The organism is Priestia sp. 3CA3 (assembly GCF_056836725.1).
The window spans coordinates 427,962-447,005 of record NZ_JBXENJ010000002.1; the positions used below are offsets into that span (position 1 = coordinate 427,962).

Annotated in this window: 32 protein-coding genes; 17 read left to right on the forward strand and 15 right to left on the reverse strand. The window is 38.2% G+C overall.

Going from position 1 to position 19,044, the window contains the following annotated elements:
- Window positions 1-185 precede the first annotated feature (185 nt).
- Window positions 186-386: a hypothetical protein gene (locus AC1VNJ_RS07145; protein WP_033580529.1), complete on the reverse strand. Its 201-nt coding sequence runs from the start codon at window positions 384-386 to the stop codon at window positions 186-188.
- A gap of 172 nt (window positions 387-558) precedes the next feature.
- On the reverse strand, window positions 559-1,365 hold the full coding sequence (locus AC1VNJ_RS07150; protein ID WP_482640507.1) for a cell wall hydrolase: 807 nt from the start codon (window positions 1,363-1,365) through the stop codon (window positions 559-561).
- A 362-nt stretch (window positions 1,366-1,727) separates the two neighbouring features.
- Between AC1VNJ_RS07150 and AC1VNJ_RS07155 the strand changes: the two genes are divergently transcribed.
- Window positions 1,728-1,982 (forward strand): hypothetical protein, encoded by a 255-nt coding sequence (locus AC1VNJ_RS07155; protein WP_013057893.1) that lies wholly within the window; start codon window positions 1,728-1,730, stop codon window positions 1,980-1,982.
- Between the two features lie 81 nt (window positions 1,983-2,063).
- Here the strand turns inward: AC1VNJ_RS07155 and AC1VNJ_RS07160 are convergent, their stop codons facing one another.
- The 5 genes from AC1VNJ_RS07160 to AC1VNJ_RS07180 all read right to left on the reverse strand — a co-directional run bounded on the left by AC1VNJ_RS07160 (window position 2,064) and on the right by AC1VNJ_RS07180 (window position 5,069).
- Complete coding sequence (locus tag AC1VNJ_RS07160) at window positions 2,064-2,228, reverse strand: hypothetical protein (RefSeq protein WP_013057894.1); 165 nt, start codon at window positions 2,226-2,228, stop codon at window positions 2,064-2,066.
- Between the two features lie 325 nt (window positions 2,229-2,553).
- Window positions 2,554-3,117 (reverse strand): NAD(P)H-dependent oxidoreductase, encoded by a 564-nt coding sequence (locus tag AC1VNJ_RS07165; protein WP_482640508.1) that lies wholly within the window; start codon window positions 3,115-3,117, stop codon window positions 2,554-2,556.
- Between the two features lie 292 nt (window positions 3,118-3,409).
- Window positions 3,410-3,970, reverse strand: coding sequence for a signal peptidase I (lepB, locus tag AC1VNJ_RS07170; RefSeq protein WP_028414470.1), 561 nt, complete (start codon window positions 3,968-3,970; stop codon window positions 3,410-3,412).
- A gap of 86 nt (window positions 3,971-4,056) precedes the next feature.
- The gene (locus AC1VNJ_RS07175) at window positions 4,057-4,416 is read right to left on the reverse strand and encodes a nuclear transport factor 2 family protein (RefSeq protein ID WP_028414471.1); all 360 of its coding nucleotides are present in this window, start codon (window positions 4,414-4,416) and stop codon (window positions 4,057-4,059) included.
- A 107-nt stretch (window positions 4,417-4,523) separates the two neighbouring features.
- Window positions 4,524-5,069 (reverse strand): CBO0543 family protein, encoded by a 546-nt coding sequence (locus AC1VNJ_RS07180; RefSeq protein ID WP_033580526.1) that lies wholly within the window; start codon window positions 5,067-5,069, stop codon window positions 4,524-4,526.
- A 281-nt stretch (window positions 5,070-5,350) separates the two neighbouring features.
- Here AC1VNJ_RS07180 and AC1VNJ_RS07185 point away from each other — a divergent pair, with 281 nt between their 5' ends.
- Both AC1VNJ_RS07185 and AC1VNJ_RS07190 read left to right on the forward strand, forming a co-directional pair.
- Entirely contained in the window at window positions 5,351-6,007 is a 657-nt protein-coding gene (locus AC1VNJ_RS07185; RefSeq protein WP_028414473.1) for a DUF975 family protein, read from the forward strand.
- A 114-nt stretch (window positions 6,008-6,121) separates the two neighbouring features.
- Window positions 6,122-6,535 (forward strand): DUF1259 domain-containing protein, encoded by a 414-nt coding sequence (locus tag AC1VNJ_RS07190; RefSeq protein WP_154992041.1) that lies wholly within the window; start codon window positions 6,122-6,124, stop codon window positions 6,533-6,535.
- 115 nt (window positions 6,536-6,650) lie between these two features.
- Here the strand turns inward: AC1VNJ_RS07190 and AC1VNJ_RS07195 are convergent, their stop codons facing one another.
- Together AC1VNJ_RS07195 and AC1VNJ_RS07200 are read right to left on the reverse strand one after the other, a co-directional pair.
- A complete protein-coding gene (locus AC1VNJ_RS07195) occupies window positions 6,651-6,980 on the reverse strand; it encodes an AzlD domain-containing protein (protein WP_028414475.1) in 330 nt (109 codons plus the stop codon).
- Entirely contained in the window at window positions 6,977-7,702 is a 726-nt protein-coding gene (locus AC1VNJ_RS07200; RefSeq protein ID WP_154992039.1) for an AzlC family ABC transporter permease, read from the reverse strand. Before AC1VNJ_RS07200 ends, AC1VNJ_RS07195 begins: the two co-directional genes overlap by 4 nt.
- 95 nt (window positions 7,703-7,797) lie before the next feature.
- Here AC1VNJ_RS07200 and AC1VNJ_RS07205 point away from each other — a divergent pair, with 95 nt between their 5' ends.
- Complete coding sequence (locus AC1VNJ_RS07205; RefSeq protein ID WP_028414477.1) at window positions 7,798-8,349, forward strand: helix-turn-helix domain-containing protein; 552 nt, start codon at window positions 7,798-7,800, stop codon at window positions 8,347-8,349.
- A gap of 37 nt (window positions 8,350-8,386) precedes the next feature.
- Here AC1VNJ_RS07205 and AC1VNJ_RS07210 read toward each other — a convergent pair whose 3' ends face one another.
- Both AC1VNJ_RS07210 and AC1VNJ_RS07215 read right to left on the reverse strand, forming a co-directional pair.
- Window positions 8,387-9,070 (reverse strand): TerC family protein, encoded by a 684-nt coding sequence (locus tag AC1VNJ_RS07210; RefSeq protein ID WP_028414478.1) that lies wholly within the window; start codon window positions 9,068-9,070, stop codon window positions 8,387-8,389.
- 272 nt (window positions 9,071-9,342) lie between these two features.
- Complete coding sequence (locus tag AC1VNJ_RS07215; RefSeq protein WP_028414479.1) at window positions 9,343-10,326, reverse strand: LacI family DNA-binding transcriptional regulator; 984 nt, start codon at window positions 10,324-10,326, stop codon at window positions 9,343-9,345.
- Between the two features lie 160 nt (window positions 10,327-10,486).
- Here AC1VNJ_RS07215 and AC1VNJ_RS07220 point away from each other — a divergent pair, with 160 nt between their 5' ends.
- Both AC1VNJ_RS07220 and AC1VNJ_RS07225 read left to right on the forward strand, forming a co-directional pair.
- Window positions 10,487-10,966 carry an RrF2 family transcriptional regulator gene (locus AC1VNJ_RS07220; RefSeq protein ID WP_013057917.1) on the forward strand — a complete coding sequence of 160 codons (480 nt, stop codon included), beginning with the start codon at window positions 10,487-10,489 and terminating at the stop codon, window positions 10,964-10,966.
- An 18-nt stretch (window positions 10,967-10,984) separates the two neighbouring features.
- The gene (locus tag AC1VNJ_RS07225) at window positions 10,985-11,368 is read left to right on the forward strand and encodes a nuclear transport factor 2 family protein (RefSeq protein WP_028414480.1); all 384 of its coding nucleotides are present in this window, start codon (window positions 10,985-10,987) and stop codon (window positions 11,366-11,368) included.
- 37 nt (window positions 11,369-11,405) lie between these two features.
- Here AC1VNJ_RS07225 and AC1VNJ_RS07230 read toward each other — a convergent pair whose 3' ends face one another.
- The gene (locus AC1VNJ_RS07230) at window positions 11,406-12,230 is read right to left on the reverse strand and encodes an SPL family radical SAM protein (protein WP_482640509.1); all 825 of its coding nucleotides are present in this window, start codon (window positions 12,228-12,230) and stop codon (window positions 11,406-11,408) included.
- A gap of 72 nt (window positions 12,231-12,302) precedes the next feature.
- Window positions 12,303-12,437, reverse strand: coding sequence for a hypothetical protein (locus AC1VNJ_RS07235; protein WP_482640510.1), 135 nt, complete (start codon window positions 12,435-12,437; stop codon window positions 12,303-12,305).
- A 224-nt stretch (window positions 12,438-12,661) separates the two neighbouring features.
- On the opposite strand from AC1VNJ_RS07235, the gene gvpA reads away from it, so the two are divergent.
- The 10 genes from gvpA (at window position 12,662) to AC1VNJ_RS07285 (ending at window position 16,796) form a co-directional block, all read left to right on the forward strand.
- Window positions 12,662-12,940, forward strand: a complete 279-nt coding sequence (gene gvpA, locus AC1VNJ_RS07240; protein ID WP_029714942.1) for a gas vesicle structural protein GvpA — start codon at window positions 12,662-12,664, stop codon at window positions 12,938-12,940.
- 23 nt (window positions 12,941-12,963) lie between these two features.
- Complete coding sequence (locus tag AC1VNJ_RS07245) at window positions 12,964-13,227, forward strand: gas vesicle protein GvpO (RefSeq protein WP_013057922.1); 264 nt, start codon at window positions 12,964-12,966, stop codon at window positions 13,225-13,227.
- 23 nt (window positions 13,228-13,250) lie between these two features.
- Window positions 13,251-14,021: a GvpL/GvpF family gas vesicle protein gene (locus AC1VNJ_RS07250; protein WP_482640511.1), complete on the forward strand. Its 771-nt coding sequence runs from the start codon at window positions 13,251-13,253 to the stop codon at window positions 14,019-14,021.
- Window positions 14,018-14,275: a gas vesicle protein GvpG gene (locus AC1VNJ_RS07255; RefSeq protein ID WP_482640512.1), complete on the forward strand. Its 258-nt coding sequence runs from the start codon at window positions 14,018-14,020 to the stop codon at window positions 14,273-14,275. The genes AC1VNJ_RS07250 and AC1VNJ_RS07255 overlap by 4 nt, the downstream gene beginning before the upstream one ends.
- An 11-nt stretch (window positions 14,276-14,286) precedes the next feature.
- Window positions 14,287-15,111 (forward strand): GvpL/GvpF family gas vesicle protein, encoded by an 825-nt coding sequence (locus tag AC1VNJ_RS07260; RefSeq protein WP_482640513.1) that lies wholly within the window; start codon window positions 14,287-14,289, stop codon window positions 15,109-15,111.
- On the forward strand, window positions 15,108-15,359 hold the full coding sequence (locus tag AC1VNJ_RS07265) for a gas vesicle protein (protein ID WP_033580517.1): 252 nt from the start codon (window positions 15,108-15,110) through the stop codon (window positions 15,357-15,359). Before AC1VNJ_RS07260 ends, AC1VNJ_RS07265 begins: the two co-directional genes overlap by 4 nt.
- Window positions 15,349-15,633, forward strand: coding sequence for a gas vesicle protein K (locus AC1VNJ_RS07270; RefSeq protein WP_482640514.1), 285 nt, complete (start codon window positions 15,349-15,351; stop codon window positions 15,631-15,633). The genes AC1VNJ_RS07265 and AC1VNJ_RS07270 overlap by 11 nt, the downstream gene beginning before the upstream one ends.
- A 14-nt stretch (window positions 15,634-15,647) precedes the next feature.
- Window positions 15,648-15,965, forward strand: a complete 318-nt coding sequence (locus AC1VNJ_RS07275; protein ID WP_016764858.1) for a gas vesicle protein — start codon at window positions 15,648-15,650, stop codon at window positions 15,963-15,965.
- A 32-nt stretch (window positions 15,966-15,997) separates the two neighbouring features.
- Window positions 15,998-16,126 (forward strand): hypothetical protein, encoded by a 129-nt coding sequence (locus AC1VNJ_RS07280; protein WP_255219776.1) that lies wholly within the window; start codon window positions 15,998-16,000, stop codon window positions 16,124-16,126.
- A 145-nt stretch (window positions 16,127-16,271) separates the two neighbouring features.
- A complete protein-coding gene (locus tag AC1VNJ_RS07285) occupies window positions 16,272-16,796 on the forward strand; it encodes a hypothetical protein (protein ID WP_033580515.1) in 525 nt (174 codons plus the stop codon).
- Between the two features lie 141 nt (window positions 16,797-16,937).
- Here AC1VNJ_RS07285 and AC1VNJ_RS07290 read toward each other — a convergent pair whose 3' ends face one another.
- Together AC1VNJ_RS07290 and AC1VNJ_RS07295 are read right to left on the reverse strand one after the other, a co-directional pair.
- Entirely contained in the window at window positions 16,938-17,378 is a 441-nt protein-coding gene (locus tag AC1VNJ_RS07290; RefSeq protein ID WP_013083968.1) for a cell wall hydrolase, read from the reverse strand.
- A gap of 89 nt (window positions 17,379-17,467) precedes the next feature.
- The gene (locus tag AC1VNJ_RS07295) at window positions 17,468-17,986 is read right to left on the reverse strand and encodes a dihydrofolate reductase family protein (protein ID WP_482640515.1); all 519 of its coding nucleotides are present in this window, start codon (window positions 17,984-17,986) and stop codon (window positions 17,468-17,470) included.
- Between the two features lie 90 nt (window positions 17,987-18,076).
- Here AC1VNJ_RS07295 and AC1VNJ_RS07300 point away from each other — a divergent pair, with 90 nt between their 5' ends.
- Window positions 18,077-19,012, forward strand: coding sequence for a helix-turn-helix transcriptional regulator (locus tag AC1VNJ_RS07300; protein WP_325077182.1), 936 nt, complete (start codon window positions 18,077-18,079; stop codon window positions 19,010-19,012).
- The last annotated feature ends 32 nt before the right edge of the window (window positions 19,013-19,044 follow it).

The following is a 19,044-nucleotide window of genomic DNA, read 5'->3' on the forward strand; positions in this document are numbered from 1 at the left end:
CTCCTTCATCATGTGTAAATGATTATCATTATCAATCGACTTTCTTTATCATATCATTATTCTCTAAATAATCAATGGTTTTCTTAAAATTTAAGCAAAAAATGCCTTAACAGATCCATCTGTTAAGGCATTTTAAGGTTCAATTAGACTTAAAAATAGCTATTTCTCTCTTCATACATAAGAGATTAAAACATACCTAACTCGCCCTCATTTAAAGACGAATAATAGGAATAAATGATCTGGACTGCTTGTTTCACCGCTGTTGATTTCCGTGCAAGGCCTCGCTTTCCGCGGGCGGCCGATAAGCCTCCTCTTTGCATGGGCTCCTGCGGGGTCTCATTTGTTCCATTTTCTCCCCAGGAGTCTTCTCCTTCCCCTCCAATCAACAGCTAGAAGTACCTCTACATATACGAAACCTACGTTCACCATAACAAAAAAATCCAAACTATCAATATTAATAGTTTGGATTTTACTTTAACCAAGATACTTTTGTAGCAGACTCTTTGTATGAATATTACATATATATGAAATATATGTTTATATTTGAAAGAAATCTACTTATTTTGCAAATACATGGTTTCCGATAACTGCCGTTACTTGCTGCGTTGCAACCCATTGGCTTTCAGCGATTTTCGGATTATAGAAAAACAGCGCATCGTTTTCATGCGGGTTTGATATTGCTTCGCTTACCGCTCGTTTTGACTCTTCTGATGCAGGCTGATTAATTGCTCCGTTTGCTACTGGTGAAAATTGATATACGCCGTTTCCTAGCTGCTGATAAATAACGTCGTGAATGTTATTTGGGAATTCTGGTGAAGCTACACGGTTTAATACCACAATTGCTACCGCTACTTTTCCTTGGTACGGCTCACCTTTTGCTTCTGCTTCTACTAATCTAGCTAGTAAGTCTTGATCTTGTGCAGAAACCGATGTAGACGGAGCAGTTTGTGCCGGCGCCGGTGCTTCTCCTTGAAGTTTTAATGTTTGTCCGATGGAAATGATATCACTTTGTAAACCGTTAACAGCTTTTAACTGATCCACAGTCATGCCGTTTTGTGTTGCAATATGATATAACGTTTCGCCTTGTGCTACTGTATGTATAGATGTTGCCGGACTAGCGGCAGGTTGTGCTTGTCCCTGGTCAGGAATCGTTAATGTTTCTCCAACGTAAATCATGTCGTTTTGGCGGTTATTAGCACCTTTCAGCTCATCTACCGTAACCCCATTTTGTTGGCCAAGCCCCCACAAGGTATCTCCTTTTACGACTTTGTGCGAAGCTGCTGCTGATGCTGTTCCTTGACTTGCTAGAAATGCTACAGACGCTGCAGAAGCAACTGCCCATTTTTTTACACGTTTTTTACTCACAAAAACTACCTCCTAAAATTTGAACTTGTTATTACCTTAGCACATAGATTCGCCTTTTCATTAAAAAAAACAGTAACATTTGTTCTAATTGGATTAAGTTTCTTACAGTGCCATTCATTATGTTACAACTTTTACATGACCCTTAAAGAATATGTAGAAATATGACGATTTCATTGCGAAACGAGCTTTTTATCTGTTTACTTACATTCCTCTTTCTGTAAAAAACTTGATTTAATTATGATTAATCGCAGAGATAAAAAGGAAAACAGCAGTCAAATAGAGAAATAGTGTAACTATTGAGGAATGATTCAGCGCTTCTTTGTCAATTTACGTTTGTTTATTAATAAAGGAGGTCCATTTGGATGTGTGCAAATAAAATGTATGTAACGTATAATACGGAAAAACCGGCTATTACGATTCAAGGAGCTTTTTATCATACGGGAGGAACGCAGGAAGAGTTTTTGCGGGAATTCAAGTACTGGCTTGAATCTCACGGCTGGTCATTTATGGGCGTAACAAATGAAACGACGATGACAACGGCGAACAAAGAGTTAAAAGAAACGATGGAACAGCATAAAATAGAAGGCAAAAAAGTTCAAAGACTAGAAGATTTATAACGATTGCTTCTATGATCCTTCACACATGTCCAAACGCCAATATGTAAAAAAGCCTTTAGATGAGCTAAAGGCTTTTTTACATTAACGAGAAAGGGCGACCACCTTCTGATTTTCTACTCTCTCTTCAACAGGCTTTCTCATTTCTTTTTCCGTCCATACGCCAATGCGTTTTTGTCTTTTCCCAAGAGGTTGTTTTTCACATGCATAGCAAATTTCTGAAATATCATCAAAATGAGCTAACGACATCTTTATCCCTCCTTTTCTAAATATACACAGGCAAGTTAGTATGTTTCTTCCCTTATTTTCCAAAGCTAAACGCCTTCAACTTATATTTAAACAATTTATAAACAAACGGAATAAATAATTTCTACTTTATTATCATTTAGATTGTTTTATTTAGGTATAGACGGGTAAACAAAAACTATCCCACCTCACACCCTGAAGTTTGAAACTGTCACGTAAAAAAGCTGCTTTCTATACATGTAATGTATAGAAAGCAGCTTTTTTATGTTTTTTTCTTTCACTAGCTGTAAAATCTAAGGATACTCTTAGAAAACGAACGGCTATACTTTTATTGATTCTCTCCTATTCCAAATACTTCTGCTACATGATTTTTTAATTTATGCTTGTAGTGATCAACGTTTGGATGTTTGACTACATCGTGAATAGAGTATGTTGGAAGTGGACTCATACCGACGTACTGATTCATTTTATGCAAATGCATAATGGCTTCGTCTAAACTTTTTCCTTCATAGAAAGCTTCGTCATTGTTAAAAATAGCTTCCGGCGCATTCCACGTGAGAGAAAACATGTATTTTTTCCCCGTTAATAAGCCGCCTCTCCCGTATTGATTTGAACCTTTAAAGAAAATGTTATCCATATACACGCGATCAATATATTGCTTAAACTTTCCGGGAATGCTGAACCAGTAAATAGGCGTCTGCATAATCACAACATCAGCCCATAGCCACTTTTCAATTTCTTCTTCTACTTCGTAGCCTTTATCAACCACCGTTGTTTTAATGTCAAATTGATCAGCGAGTAAATGCTGCATTTCATTAAAAATCGTCTGGTTTAACTCTCCTTTTGACTTTTTATAATACTCGTGTCCATTAATGATTAATACGTTTTTCATGCTGACCTGCTCCTTTCCAAAATCCTTACTTCTTTATCTTCATATATCTGTATACCCATAAAAACTGCTTATCTATCAGTACTACCTCTTACTTTGAAGTAACATAGGTACCTAGAAGTCCCTTTTTAAACACCCTTATGATTTCCTAAATAAAGAAAAAAACAAGATCTAATTTACTAATTTCTTAGAAGATGTTTAACTTGCATAAAGCAAATCGTTTTTTTAAAATCAGTTCTTTTCACCCAACAAAAAAAGACTGACGGATTAAATTTCGTCAGTCTTTCTATCTTTTTTATTTCGGTTCGCCCACTTCATTTAACGGATAGTAGCGAAACTGCACTTTTCCGATCACTGATTTTTGTGAAATAAAGCCAAATGCTCGTCCATCATGACTTACAGGACGGTTGTCACCCATTACAAACAGTGAATTTTTCGGCACTTTCACTTTGCCATCAGTTGCGGGCAGCGTTTGAAGCGTAAAATCTTCCGTGAATTTTTCATTAGGTGCAAGAGATTTTTTAGATTCTTTTAAATACGGCTCTTTATAAGCTTTTCCGTTAATATACAGAACGTCGTTTTTCATTTCTACCGTATCTCCTGGCAGTCCAATTACACGTTTAATATAATTTTCATCTGCATCCGGTGCATGAAATACAATCATATCAAAGCGATCAACATCACTGATTTTATTTAAAATAACGCGATTTGAATCTTCAAACGTTGGATACATCGATTCACCGTGAACCGTAGTTGGCGCAAATAAAAAATGGCGAACTCCCACTACAATAACCAATGCAATAACAATGGACTTAATCCATGAAAACACTTCTTTTTTTACGTTATTTTTGCTCATTTCAAAACATCCCTTACGTCAAAATATACTTTCATCATAGCATCAAATAGAGGGAAAGTATAATAATAACCGAATAATCTTATTTATTACTCACCGTTTGTCACTGTGCCTTGATGGAAAAACAAGCGCCACTTTTCTTCTCTTTTTCGCCAAATAGAACTGCGAAGCGTCTTTTTTTCTGCCGTATGGTTCATAAGATGATAGGTAGTTAATACGCAGTCAGGAGACAATACGTCTACATGAAAATGAGAGATCTCAAATACATCTGGCGAAAGTACATGATTGTTATTGTAATCTTTTCGTTTCCATACCCTTCCTGAACTGCCAAACTCCACGTAACCATCTGCAAGAATGTTTGAAAGCTCTTTAGCAGAGGTTCGTATCTCTGATTTTAAGTGGCTGCATTCTAACTCATAAAATGTTCGGGTGATATTCGCTTTTTCCACTTTCACAGTCTCCTCTCATTCTTTCTTACATTTATTATAAAGGAATACTGCCGTTTTCCCTTAAACAAATAATACTCCTATCTCAAATAGACAGGAGTATTGTTTGTTTAGCTAACGCTATAGCCTCTCTTCTTACCCGCAATCCAATCGCTAATCATTTTCACGACAATTCCCATGACGAATACGGTAAGAAATGAATAAAACATCGACCAGTTCAGCAATTGGTACAAATACAGCGCTTTGAATATCGGAATGCCTATAAAAGCAATAACGGCAGACGTAATAATATGTGCGATAAAGAAAGATTTCCATTTGCTAAAAAATTGGTAGACGAGTGCGATACTTACCGGAATAATAGCAAAGTCAACCGTATTGAAGCGATCGGTAAATGGAAGCATCTGGTGAGGATAGCACCACAGATTAAAAAATTTACCGAATTCATCTACCAAGCCGACTATATCAAAGCTGATAAAAAAAACGAGAAGCATAAAAAAGAGACGCTGTCTATCAATAAAAAAGTAAAAAAGCAGCAGGAAAAGTGCATTTATCACTACTATGAGCCACCACTGAAAACTAAAAAGATCTTGATGAACCCAATAAGAAAATTCTTTTTCGTTTAAGACTTGTTGCATCATTTTAATCATTTCAAACATAGAAATCCCTCCTATCTTAGAAAGTCTTTCCATGAGGGTTTCACTTCATACTAAAATAAAACATCGCACACAGTGCTTTTGCACCTCCTCCTTATTCAAAAGCAGATTGTACCTACTTAGAGATTTCTATCTGTCTAGTAAATTTTTTTGCAAGAGCGCTCTTTTCATCTCAGAACCTATTGACTATTATTTTCATTTCATACAAAATTAACAATTGTGCATGGTTTACATGTTAATACGAGCAAAAAGATACTGTTTTGCAACATTAAAGGAGGAACAACATGAACATCGGTACGATTAAAAGAGAAGCTAAAGCTTCTTTAAAGAATCGCTGGGGACTTGCGATTCTACTGACGGTGGTGACGTACGGAGTATATACGCTTCTGCCTATTCCATTTGAAATTGTGGCAAGCGGAGGCTATGACAATTGGATGAAAGATGAATCTGATTCCGCTTCATGGATTTCAACTGCCTTTGCTATTGTCTTCTCGCCTCTTCTGATGGCGAACTACTGGGCATTTTTAGGTCTAGCACGAGGTGAATCTGTTCGATTGGGGCACTTGTTTAAAACATTCCAAGACTTTGGCCTTTATGTAAAGTCATTAGGAATTTATGTACTTATGACTCTTTATGTGATGCTGTGGTCACTGCTCTTACTGATTCCTGGAATTATTAAAGCACTGGCATATTCACAAACGTACTATATTTGTAAAGACAATCCTACTTACTCGATGAATCAAGCGATTACAGAAAGCCGCAGGTTGATGAATGGTTATAAAGGACAGTACTTCCTCCTGCTGCTAAGCTTTCTTGGCTGGTTTTTATTAAGTATTATTACAGTAGGAATCGGCTTTTTATGGTCTATTCCATACCTTTCTGCTTCACTTGCTCGTTTTTATGAAAATTTGCTAAACGAACGTTCATCGCATGCTGAATAATAAAAAAATCCTCTTCATCGTGAAGAGGATTTTTTTATAAGAACACGGTTTGCATAAGTGAAGCTCTTATGTCATAAAGCTTACTAAGAGTATAGAAGAAAGGCAGGGGCTTATATGTATACTACAAGTGAGATATGTCAGCAGTTTGGCCAGATTTTAAACGCTAAAAGCAAAGTTAGTCCAACAGGATGCTCAGTGTCGCTTAAAAGAAGCTTTCAGGCTTCTGTTCAAGGGCGGAAAAGCAGCTCTGTCGTTCCGGTTGGCGTATCATTTGAGGCGATAGACGCGCAGGGAAACGCGTTAAACTTGGCTGAGATTGCTATTTTGCAAGAAGAAATCCCTCGTTTTACAGAAGCTGCTGCGCGGCAAGGTCTTATCGTAAGCGCTTTGCATAACCATTGGCTTTTTACAGAACCCGTCCTTATGTATCTTCATATTCAATCTGTAGAGCCTCCTTTGCATTTTGCAAAAAAAATGGCTTTTTGTTTTACAACGCTAAGCAGCTTGCCTGTTTCAACAGACGTATAATAAAAAAGAAGCACCTTTTAAAAGCATGGTAGAGCTATAAAAGATGCTTCTTTTTTATGAATGAACATATTATGAGTAGACTCAATTTTATCTTCAACTAAACGAAAAGCCTCTTTTATGAAAATAAAAACAAACGAAGCAGCGCCATCATTCCAACTCCGCTAATAACGGTGAGAGATAAACTTTTTGTTTTCAGCGCAATCAGTAAGGTTGGAATAACTACGATGATGACGGGCCAGTTAATTTTCACACTGTCATTTGTTTGAATGATAAAGTTCTGTACAACAAGTGCTGTTAAAATACAAATAGGAATATAGGACAGCCATTTTAATACGGGTTCTGGCAGCGCGATGTTACGCACAACTAAAAACGGAACAATACGAGGAACTACGGTAACAAGGGCACACCCTAAAATAATGATAAGTGTTGAATAGTGGATACTCATTTATCCGTCACCACCCCAATCGTCGCTACAATAATCGTTGAAATTAAGACAGCTACATGTGAAGGTACCAAAAAAGACAGCACAATCATAATAATCGCCATATAAAGAATTAAACGTAAATAATGATTAAGTTTTGAAGGTAACACGCTTTCGATTTGTAAAACAAGCAGAGCTAAAAACATAGCCGTTAAGGCAAAATCAAATCCAAAGGCTTCCGGGTCAGATAGCAAATGCCCAAAAATGGCTCCCATCGTACAGGCGATAATCCAGCTGACGTAAGCCGTTATATTTAATCCGTTCATCCAGCGGTCATTAATTGGCTCCCCTTTTGCAATTTTATTTGAAGCCACTCCAAATGATTCATCCGTCAGAAGCGCTCCAATTCCGACGTTTTTTAATAACGAATATTTTGCGAATTTAGGTGCGACCGTAGCACTCAAAAGAAAATGTCGTAAGTTAACGATGAATGTTGTGAGAATAATAGCTGAAATCGAACTGTTCGCAACCATCAGTGCACAAATAATAAACTGAGCAGCCCCGGCATACACGAGCGCTGATAATAAAGTAACTTCCATAACGGAAAGATGCGAGGACACGCCGACAATCCCGGCGGCAAGCCCTATGCTTATGTAACCGAGTAGCGTAGGGACACAGTCCTTGGCCCCTTGTCTGAACGTTAGATCCACTTTTTCTCTCTGCTGTACTGCTTTTTCTGCGATCACCGTACTCCCTCCTTTTCTGCTATATTATACATCTATACGTTATATTAAACAACGGTATGTTATACTATCTTTATAATCATTAAAGGAGTACAACAATGGACGCGATTCAAGATATTATTGCTAAAAATCTTGTTAAACTACGAAAAAATCGAAATTTGACGCTTGATCAAGTTTCTGAATTAACAGGTGTGAGCAAAGCAATGCTTGCACAAATTGAAAAAGGTAAATCCAGTCCGACAGTTACTACGCTTTGGAAGATTGCGAACGGCCTTCAAGTCTCTTTTTCTGTATTTATAAAAGAAGACACTCCGGATGTGCAGAAAGTAAGCATAAAACAGCTAGATCCCATCACGGACAACAAAGGTGATTACTTAGTGTATTCTTTTTTTCCTTATCACCCGGAAAAAAAGTTTGAAATTTACATTGTCACATTAAAGCCCGGATGCGTGCACGAAGCAAAAACTCACTTAGGAGATGAATACTTACTTATTAAAGAAGGAGAATTAACGGTTCGTTTTGAAAGTGAAGAACATGAATTAGTCTCAGGAGACGCTCTGCATTTTTCAGGAAATACCTCTCACAGCTATATCAATTCATCTGAAGAAGAAGCAAGCTTTTTTTTACTTATGCACTATCCCGAATCATAAAAAAGAGCGTACGGATCATCCGTACGCTCTTTTTTTATTAAGCTGCGTGGGCTTGTTCTTTTTTCATTTTTTTGTTTTTCATGTATCCAATACTTACAACTGCAATCGTTAAGATAACTTGAACAGCAAGATGTAAAGCTGTACTTGGAACAAATCCACCAATAATTTTATCTTCAACAATCATTTTTCCAGCAGACCATGCGAGCATCGCCGCTCCAGCGTAAATGATAATCGGAAATTTTTCCATTGCTTTCATAATAAAGCTGCTTCCCCAAATAATAATCGGAATTGAAATTAATACACCAATCATAATTGGAACAAATTCATGAGCTACACCAGCTAGAGCTAATACGTTATCTAATGACATGACCGCATCTGCGATAATAATCGTTTTAACCGCACTCCATACCGTTGCTCCACCTTGAGGGTTATCGCCGTGTTCGTGATTATCGGCTAATAATTTATACGCGATCCAGACTAGCATCAAGCCGCCGACCGCTCCGATTAATGGAATTTTTAATAATGGGACAATAATAGCCGCAAATAATAATCGAAGACCAATCGCGCCGCCTGTTCCAATTAAAATCGCTCTTTTTTGTAAGTCTTTTGGTACGTTACGAGCCGCCATTGCAATCACAATCGCGTTATCTCCGCTTAAAATTAAATCAAGAAAAATAATTTGCAGCAAACCTTGCACTGATACGCCAATTAGTTCCTCCATAGTTACCTCCACCTTCTCTTTTTATGTAACGTTTCTCCTCTAAATGTCCGAGCCTTTTCCTCCTTTTTTATAATTAAATACAAAAAAGACCCTTACCAAATAAGCGGTAAAGGTCTTGCTAACAACATAATGTCGCCAACAAAGCCGAGAGATAATCTCTGTAATGACGACTTTGCTGTTAAAGCTACTCCCCTTTAGGAGATACGTTCAGTTATTTGTTTGTATTTACACCATTTATACTATAGCATCTCCTACATTCTGTCAATCATTTTTTATGTAAAACGATTGTCAACGCTTTCTCTTTCAATCAATTCATAGTTCGAAAGTGTAAGCTTTTCAACTTCTTCGCCGTTAACTAGCTTGATAATTCGCTGTGCTCCCATTTGGCCCGCTTCTTTATAGTAATATTTTACGGTTGTTAAGCTCGGATGAATCACACCTGTAATTTCATAGCCTCCAAAGCCGGTAATGGATACATCTTCAGGAACGCGCAGTCCGTTTAAATAAGCTGCCTTTAACGTACCAAGCGCAATGTTATCGGTCGCACATACAATCATGGACGGGTTAAATTCTTTCATCACTGCCGTAGCTGCTCCGATTGCATCGCTCATGTTAAAGCTTGTTTCATAACAGCGGATCTCGCAATCGCTGTCTTTAAGACCTTGCTTTACCCCTTCTTTTCTCTTTACACCTACAGCTATGTCTTTTTCAGTTACGCCTAAAAAAGCAATTTTTTTATGCCCTTTTTCCCCTATGTACCTTCCAATGTCGCATGCAGCCTCGTAATCTTGGTGAATTAAACTGTGAACTTCTTTATGCTCCTGTCCAATTAGCAAAACGGGAATTGAAATCGTACGGAACGCTTCCAAATGAGCTTTTGTAATCTGAACGGCAAGCAAAATAATACCGGCTACCTTCTGCTTAGCCAGCGTATAAATATTTTCAATTTCTCTTTCTAAATCTTGATTAGAATTGGAAACAATCATTTGATAGTGGTGGTCTCTAAGTTCTTGGTCAATGCCATCTAATGTGCGGGAAGTCGCAAAAGAACCCATGCGCGGAACAATGACACCGATGATATTTGTTTTTTTTGCTTTTAAGCTTTGAGCAAAAGCATTTGGGCTATAGTTTGTTTCTTTAATAATTCCTTCAATTTTTCGTTTCGTCGCATCGCTCACAGACCCTCCGTTAAGGTAGCGGGATACAGTGCTTTTTGCTACTCCTGCAAGCCGAGCGATATCTGCAATAGTTGTCATTCTCTCATCTCCGTATTTTGTTGCTGCTTCTTTCACAGTATACACGAATATCGCGTGTATATTAAGTAACTGCTTTACTTTTTGCTTCATAAGCGGTATGATAACCTAAACGTGGATAAATATTATCCACGTTGTACACATATAGCAGGAGATGATGTTTTTGCACATGAAAACAGGCGTTGAGCAATCGGTGTATGCCATTTTGCTGCTTACGTTTTTACCTGAAAAAGCTGTGCTGCCAGGAGATGTTATCAGCACTCAGCTTGGGGGCTCGCCTACGTATTTTCAAAAGCTTCTTCGCAAGCTGGTTAGCGCTGATTTACTTGCTTCCGTTCCTGGTAGCAAAGGTGGATTTCGCTTAAAGAAAACGCCGGAAGAAATTCGAATCTATGACGTATACGTAGCCATTGAAGGCAAGCAGTCTCTTTATTCATCAAGCGGTATTTTTCACGATATGCTTAATTTAAAAGACAAAGATATTTGCTTATTATCCGATTTAATGGAAGAAGCCGAATCTTCATGGCAGTCCATTTTAAAACGGCAAACCATTGCCACGCTTACAAATGAAATTCATAAAAAATGTCCAAAAGAAAACCTGGACATGCTAAAAGCAACTGTAGAAGAAAAAATGGTGCTGTAGCACCCAAAGGAGATTATCATGGAAAACTTAAATAGATATTTTGATTTATTCGATCAATCACGTACAAGCGAACAAGCATTTGAAGAATTGGTGAGCCTTTTTTCAGACGATATCGTATTTGTCTTAAACGGCCACGAAAAGCAAGGCATTGAAAACTGGAAGCTGTTTGTGAAAATGGTTTTTAAAGAAAATGCTGATATTAAGCATATGTTCGAAGGCTGGAAAGCAGTTGAAGGTACGGACATGTTTGAAACGCCTTGGGCAGTATGCGGAAAACGTGCATCTGGCAGCGTATTTACTCAAACAGGAAAAGATATTGCTAAGCTAGATAAAAACGGGAAGATCAGTTATTTAGAAAACGTACCTGATGACACAAACATGTTTGATACGTATAAAAATTAATATGGAGAAAAGAAGGGCTATATAGGCCCTTCTTTTTTTACGGCGCAAACCCTTCTTGAGAAAGATAAATCATCGAAGAAGGATAAAATTTTTCAAAATAACGAATGGCTTTGATATGAATGTCTTTGTCATACCAGTCTAGGAAACCGTGCTGATCAAATAGTTCCGGCATCCCTAGCCTTTTAGACGTTTTACCTAAGGAACCGTCTCCTAAGTACAAGGTATCAATGCAAATCCGGTCCATCATTCCTTCTATTTTCTCAGGAAATTCAGGCGTGAAAGGAAGCATTGGAGCAATGGCTACTTGCGTTAAAATTCCGCTTTCTTTTACTTTTTTTAACGCATTCATACGAAGTTTCATCCCCGGAGCATAAGGAGAAAAAATTTGTTTTACATCTTCTCGGTCTGTTTCAATAGTCATCGATACGCGAAGGTCACATACTTTTTGAAGCTGTAAAAGCAAATCAATATCTCTCGTCACAAGCGGCGATCTTGTTTGAATCAGTAAAAAATCAGGCGGATGATTGATCATTGTTTCTAAAAGAGCCCGAGTGATGCCTGCTTTACGCTCAGCCGGCTGATAGGGATCTGTCGCTGAAGACATAAAAATGCACACCGGCTGCTCTTTTTTTCGCAGTTTTTGTATTTCTTTTTGATAGACTTCAGCTGCGTTGAATTTCAGTTCTAACCACGTTCCCCACTCCATTTCTTTAAAACGCTGAATTGGTAGTTCTCGCACGTAGCAAAATTTGCAGGATAATGTACATCCAGCATACGGATTTAAACTATGAGTATAACCGGATGCCAAAAAGCCGGTCGCTTTTGTTAAAATACTTTTCGAAACCACGTCTTTTTGGTTCATCTTTCTCACCTCTTTGTCCAATATATCAAGTTCACAAATGAAAAAACTACTTTCCACATGGAAAGTAGCCCTTTATGTTTTCAACTCATCAACTTTGATTTTCTTTTTTTCACTTGTCGTTTCAAGTAAAGAGGTTAAATATGAATTTAACTCAAATTGGTCCTTTTCAATAAAATCAGATAATACCGGCTGCTCTTCTTTTCTCATCTTTCTCCACTCCCTTTGTTTTTTATGTATGTGTTTTCAATCATCAATGGATAAAAGTAATGTACTTAACTTTACCCGTATCTAAACAAAAATAATCATGGTATTTTATACTATTTTTACATTTATGTACGTTTTATTTGTATATTTTTTACAACATCACGCACATTAATAGCAAGATTAGCAAACGCATCTATTCTATTATGCAACATGAGAGGGTTTTCATCATGACGATTAACAAATCAAACGATTGTTCTAGTCTAGCTGAAGTAGTTGACCGCATTTTAGATAAAGGTGTGGTAATTGACGTATTCGCTCGTATTTCCGTTATTGGTATTGAATTGATTACCATTGAAGCTAGAATCGTGATTGCGAGCGTGGACACATGGCTGAGGTACGCTGAGGCCATTCGGCTGCTTCATAACGAAAGAGAAGATTTCCTTTCTTCCAATAACAGCGGAAACAAACTTGAACAGCTAAACCTTTTGCAAGATTTAGATTTATAAACTCATAAAGGTGGATTAGAGAAGTGAAAGTAGCCGAAATCATGGAATCCGTGACTGATTTTTTTAAAGAACACGTCGCTCCTCCTCATCGAATTATTTCGTATGAATCGATTCAAAATGGAGGATGGAAAATAACACTTGAAGCTTTTGAAGAACAGGAGTATATGAGGCGCTATGCAAAAGATGAACTGCTTGGTATCTATGAAGTGCTGGTCAATAAGCAGCATAACATTACGTCTTTTTCACGTACCAGCCTGCGCTACCGAAGCTCCCCAGCAGAGAAGTAAGCCTATTATTTTAAAGGAAAGGAATGAAACAGAAATCGATGAGTGAAGCAACGGGCATTTACATTTTTTGCAGCATTCCTGCCACCGAGGCGCATACGTTTGGCAGCGTCACGATTGATCACGAGGAACGATCTACTTTTACCATTCACTACCGAGATGCAGCTATAGTGGCCGCTGCCTTTCCTCTTAAAATTTATCATCCTACAAAAGAGAATGTCACAGCGCACCAGCAGGTGATTTCCAAAGTAATGAATAAGCATGATTCGGTCATTCCAATCAGCTTTGGCAATGTATTTCATAGTCAACAAGATGTTGAAATGCTGTTAGAAAACTTATATCCACAGTTCTCCTCCCTTTTCCCACAGTTAAAAGGAAAAATAGAAGTCGGACTAAAAGTAATTGGGAAAGCGGACTGGCTGAAACAAAAAGTGGGGCAAGACTCTTCTTTGCAGCAAGTGCGAAATCCGCGTTCTGCCAGTGCTGATTTTTATAAACAAATTGCGCACGGAGAAACAGCTCAGAAATTCTTTTTAAAGCTTCAGCATGACTGTAAAAAAGAGCTGTATCAACATTTAGAACCGATGGCTGAAGCGTCTAGACTTAACCCTCCTATTGTTGAAACGATGCTTTTGAATGCTTCATTTTTAATTGATCGAGAAAAAGAAGCGCAGTTTGATGAACGTGTAAATGATCTGTATGAAAAGTGGAAGCACAAAGCCGATTTTAAATATTCCGGACCGTGGGCCGCTTATAACTTTATCAATATTCAATTAAAAGTAGAAGAGAATGTATGATTCATAAACTGCTGTTATCTCCTGTCACGCTCATTGTTAAAGTTGGGCAAAAAATCAAAGAAGAAGCGGATAAGGAACTGTATGACGTTTCTTTTATTCAGCAAAAAATCGTTCATCTTCAAATGATGTATGAGCTTGGAGAAATACCAGAAGATGCATATATGGAAAAAGAAAAAGAACTGCTGCTTAGATATGAATCAGCAAAAGAACATGAATTAAAAAGATGGGAATCAATGACGAAGAAACAAAAGTGAGGTTGAAAGAGATGGAAAAGCTCATTTATTTATATGGTCTAGTTCCAACCGAAGAAACTAAGCAAATTTCCTTCCCCGCCCTTGAAGGCATGGACAAGAACAACCCTATCTATACTCTTTGCTTTGATGATATTACCGCATTCGTATGCGACTTGCCAAGCGTTGAGTATTCAGAAGAAATGCTAAAAGAAAAGATAGAGCAAGATATGAAATGGCTGCAAGACAAAGCTATGCATCACCATGAGACCCTTCTTTTCTTACAGAAGCACTACACGCTTCTTCCAATGAAATTTTGTACTGTCTATAAAAGCAAGGACAGCTGCCAAAAAAGCATTGTCGATAACAAAGAAAAAACCCTTTCTTCTCTTCAGCTTTTAAAAAAATCTGAAGAATGGAATATAAAAGTGTATGCCCATACGAATCATTTAAAGAGCTACCTCTTGACATACAGTGAAACGATCCAAAAGAAAAAAGAAGAAATAAATACGTTACCTCCGGGCAGGCAGTTTTTTGAACGTAAAAAGATAGAAAGGCTGATTGAAGAAGAAACAGAAAAAGAGCAGCTTTCGCTTTGTAATCACCTGCACAGTGAGATAAGTCCCTACGCCGCTTACCACACAATCAAAAATAACTGGAGTCAAAAAATAACCGGCGACAGCTACAGCATGTGCTGGAACAGCATCTACCTTTTGTCCAAGAGCAATGTGGAATCGTTTCTAAAAGCCATTAGCAACAAGCAAGCGCTTTACAAAAACATGGGACTGAACATTGAAGTAACAGGACCATGGCCTGCTTATCATATCGACACTCTCCGCTCGGAGAAAGATGCGGGATGACATCGCTGCGAAAACAAACGCTCGAGCAAAAAGACATCGCCCTCATTGATATATTGGATGTGATCCTCGATAAAGGAATTGCCATTAAAGGTGATTTATTGATTTCAATTGCCGGAATTGATTTAGTCTATCTTGATCTGCGCGTACTGATTTCTTCTGTAGAAACGCTGATAGGCTCTCATGATCGTCAAATCATTTCTTCTCAGCAGTTTGAACAGGAAACGGAGGCGTTGCGAAATGGAAAATAACCCTAAACGGAACGGTCGCATTGAGCTGAGTACGGAAAATGCTGAACACGGCCTAGCACAGCTTGTTTTAACCGTCATTGAATTACTGCGGCAGCTCATTGAAAAACATGCGATTCGCCGAGTCGACAGCGGAAACCTGACGGACGCTCAAATCGAAGATCTGGGCGTGGCGTTGATGAAGTTAGAGAACAAAATGGAGGAGCTAAAATCAGTGTTTAACTTTACAAATGAAGATTTAAATATTGATCTAGGTCCGCTGGGAAAAGTGTTATAACAAGGAGTGAAAAAATGGCGGCGGAACATAACGGGCATCTGGGTACCATTGTAGAAGTATTGGAAAAAGTATTAGATAAAGGTCTTGTTATTGCTGGAGATATTAAAGTGCAAATTGCTGATGTTGAACTCTTAACCATAAAAATCCGGCTGCTTGTCGCTTCTATTGATAAAGCAAGAGAAATTGGCATGGACTGGTGGGAAACAGACCCTTACCTATGTTCAAAAGCAAATCAGTCTTATCAAAAACTCCAGGCGGAAAATGACAGTTTAACGCAGCAAGTTGCCTCTTTGACACAGCGAATTCAAGATGATTTGCTTTCGCTTGATTAACAGCTCACTTCATAGAAGGAGGAATGACAAACATGAATCATGAACAAAAATCCACGCTGTCTCCTGTTTCACAAGAGCAGCAAAGCCCCGATACTCAACTAACGGAAAAAGAAGAGCGTATGCCAGAGTATACGCATACTTCGCTTAATCCAGACTCATAGAACAAAAAGAGAAATGCCTCGGCATTTCTCTTTTTAATGTTTCTATACTTTTCTTCATTAATCATGACGTTGAGACAAATAAAGGTAAAGATAATGAACATGGCGAATGAGTACCATTATCTATTAATGACAAAGGAGAACGAGCATGAAGAAAAAAGTGATGGGAGCAGTTTATGCTCTTTTAACGCTGTTCATTTTAAGTGCCTGCAGTACCGAAGACGTTGTGACAAATAATTCAGATCCAAAAGTTTCTGTTTCTACTACAGTTAAACCGCTGACGAAAAAAGAATTTAGTGAAGTTGGAACATCAGGGTTAACAGGCCCTTCTAAAAAAGATTTTCACAAAGTACATATGACTCTTACTTTACGCGGTACGAACTACCTGTCGGATATTCAAGTTAAGCTACCTAACTATAAAGAAGCTTTTAATAACATGAAAGACGATCAGCAAACAAGATATTGGTTTGGCAGCGGTGCAGATGAAGAGCAAGAAAACAAAAACATCTATACAAGGGAATTTGTCCTTTATACGAAAGGCTTAACCGATAAGCAAATCAAAGATATTTTAGCAGCAGCTAAGGTAAAGACGTCCTGGGTGGTAAAGGATACAAAAGCGAAGGATCAATCCGAATTTGCTGCTGGTAAAAACATAAAATTTGAAGCAAAATGAGACATGCACCAATTAGCAAAAGCCCTCTTTATGAAAAGAGGGCTTTCTCTTATTATATGAAGAAGAATTACCTTGTCACCTGCAGCTAACGGTTTGGATTTGAGGCCAGACTTTCAAAGCGCAGCATATCTTCTAAGCTATCTACCCGTTATAAACGCTAGCGCATGTTCCAGGCTTTGGCTCATAGTAGCAATGATTTTTGTATTGACCAGAAGCGGGTTGACCGTACCATGTTGGAGGGCATGGAGCGGATGGATTAAAGTACCACAGTGCATATTTCCCCGGGTGTTCTCTCCAATAATCCAAATTCTTTTTGGCTAACCTTTTTTCAACACCTCTTGCTCGTTGATAAAATACATTTCCTTTTTGAACAGCCTCGAACGAATAGTTGCCTCCCTGCACCTGATAAATAACTTGCGGAACGGATCTTAAATTCTTGAAATCTAAACAGTTTGCTTTAAGGCGATTTACAATGACATTTCCAACATACAGCATGCCTTGTTTTCCTTCGCCTTCAGCTTCTGCTCTCATCATCCTTGCCATTAAAGCAACGTCTGAATCTCGATAATTTACTCTTGGCATTTTTTCACCCCAAAAATATACTATGAAAAAAAGCCGGTCTTGATGTCACTGTCCCTAAAATAACAGGAATTGAATGCTCCGCAAAAGGCTTATCCTCTTTTGTAATACAGCTGAGCAATTTGTCCGTACTGCTTCATATTAGTGAGCTTGAAGTTCACTTCTGGAATTCCTGGCTTAAACAATGGAATACCAGCTCCAAGCAAAACAGGAATAACCGATATAATAAATTCATCCACCCTGTTTGCTTTTAAGAAATCAGCGAGAATATCAGCACCTCCCACCAGCCATATTTTTTTCGTACCTTGATTGAGGTTGTGGAGAAATGACGTCACGCTTTCGTTTATAAACTCCACATACTGATCTTTTCCTTGAGCTGAGCGGCTAAACACGTAGCACTTTTTATCGAGATACGGAAACTCGGGTGTGAGCTTCAGCACGTGATCGTACGTAGCCTTTCCCATAACGACCGCATCACACGTTTGATAAAACGCTTCGTAGCCGTTGTCTCCCTCTCCTTCTACACTTTCTAGCCAGTCAATCTCTCCGTTTTCTCTTGCGATATACCCGTCTAAGCTTGCGGCAATATATACGACGATTTTTTTCTTCATTCCCTTTTCTCCTTTCAACTTTACTGTTTCTGTATGATATCATCTTAATACGACACTTTTTGTCATATTAAAAGAAAAAGGTGAAAATAAATGGCTAAGTCTAGACGGCTTGTTGATATGCTTATGTTTATTAATACAAAAAGAACGTTTACGGCAAAAGAACTAGCGGAGGAATTTGGCCTTTCTGTACGGACCGTTCAGCGCTATTTGCTGGACTTAAGTGAATTAGGACTGCCTCTTTACAGTGAAAAAGGACGGAGCGGTGGTTACAGAGTGTTAAAAAACCGTATTCTCCCTCCTATCTTGTTTACGGAAGAAGAAGCTATTTCGATCTTTTTTGCTTATCAAGCTCTGCAGTATTATCATGACCTTCCGTTTGATGCAGAAATTCATGCGGCTCTTCAAAAATTTTATGTGTACCTGTCTGAAGAAACGAAGAAAAAAGTAGATAAAATAAGTGCTCATATTGCGTTTTGGAATCCTAAAAGAAACTTAGACACTCCTTATTTAAAAGAGCTTCTAGAAGCAAGCCTTACAGGAAAATATATTGAATTTCTTTATGATTCAAAGACGGGTCAAACAAGAAAAGAAGTCAAACCCCTTGGCATTTATGCTCATAACGGCTTGTGGTACTGCCCCGCTTATTCCTGCGATAAGCAAAAAGTATTATTGTTTCGAGCAGATCGTATTCACTCGTTAAAAGTTTTAGAAAAAGACGAAAAGATGTCTCTTACGTTAAAAGAATGGCTTGAAACAGAACCGGTAAACTCACAGCCGATTTCGTTAAAAGTAACCTTGACGCACGAAGGCGTTCGTCAGTGTAAAGGCGTTCCGTGGCTTGAAAATCACGTGAAGGTGGCGCGTGATGGCAGTGGCTATATCGATACGATAACTGATGGAAATGAATTAAACTACATGGCTTCTTTTTTCTATACCTTAGGTGCTCATGCTTTAATTGAAGAACCTCAGGAGCTAATTGAAAAAATTTGCTGTCACGCAGAAGAAACGCTAAGGCGCTATAAATGAGGTGGGGTTAGTCATGTCTCAATCTGACTATA